General features: G+C 55.8%; 1 protein-coding gene and 1 pseudogene. Both read left to right on the forward strand.

All coding sequences use genetic code 11. From position 1 onward, the window contains the following. Window positions 1-101, forward strand: a pseudogene (locus tag GOB93_RS20940) (IS5/IS1182 family transposase); the annotation flags it as partial. A 51-nt stretch (window positions 102-152) separates the two neighbouring features. Beyond that, the gene (locus tag GOB93_RS20945; RefSeq protein ID WP_173585276.1) at window positions 153-992 is read left to right on the forward strand and encodes a hypothetical protein; all 840 of its coding nucleotides are present in this window, start codon (window positions 153-155) and stop codon (window positions 990-992) included. The last annotated feature ends 88 nt before the right edge of the window (window positions 993-1,080 follow it).

Consider the following 1,080-nt stretch of genomic DNA (forward strand, 5'->3'; position numbering starts at 1 on the left):
TCACGAAGGATGTCGAGACAACAATCTCGTCATCCTGCGCATGGTTGATGATTGCCCATATCCGCAGAGTTCTGCGAAAAATCAATCAAACCGCTTTCTGATTCAGGCTCTTAGAAGATTCTCAGGCGCTCGCCACACCGGCGATCGGCTTCGTGGCCGACACCATCACGACTAATGTTGGTGCGTCGGTCGCCTTGTTGCGCCAGGTGCTCTCAAAGGATCGCTTCGAACGGTTTGCCCCTCAGGAACTGCCCGCTCTTGCCCGGAAGATCAAACAGATTGCCGCTGCCTCACCCGAGTTCGCAGTTGAGGTCTACCAGAGCGTCTTCACAGGCGAAGTTACTGAAGACCGACAGACTTCGATTGGCAGCAGTCGAATCTTTAATCTGACGTCCAATGCCAGACAGGACTTTGAGGGCGCACGCTGGTCGCTGAAGGAGTATTTCCCGGATTTCCTAGCCACGTCGCCAGTCGAGGCAACGGAAGCGCTTATAAAGGCGATCGAAGGCTACGTCGCCAGAGCGCATCCACGTTCGGAACATCTGGAAGAACTAAGCTTCTCAGTGGACAGCACCATTGTCCATCTGCAGCCGGACCATAGCCATATCTGGGCCCACGACCCACACCCGAAATACGCGGAAGACGCTGACGAACTCCTTTCCCAGTTCCTGATCTGGCTCAAAACCGGCGAAGAATCAGCGGTTCTCGCGGCGGTAAACCATGCCGTGCTGCTCTGTAGGCTGGGGGTTCTGTGGTCCAGGTTTTTCATGGCCGCTGCCGAGCGTGGCGGTGTCTTGGCGCAGCGTCTTCTCCCCTATGCGGCCAGCCCTGAGTTTCTACTGGCCCCCGACACACGCAAGGACGCCATCGACCTCCTGGCAACTCAATATGATCAGTTGCCGGAACCGAAACGTCGCGCGCTGGAGACCAACCTGCTTGCTCGCCCTTTCGACGAGTACGTTCATCCTGAGCTAGGGCCTGTTAGATCTTGAATTTCTTCCCATATTGTAGGGATGGAAGAAGGAGACAGAACAGGCACCTTTACGGACGAGACATGGGCGATCTGGGAACCTCTGATTG

Source organism: Acetobacter musti (assembly GCF_011516835.1).
GTDB classification, from domain to species: Bacteria; Pseudomonadota; Alphaproteobacteria; order Acetobacterales; family Acetobacteraceae; genus Acetobacter; species Acetobacter musti.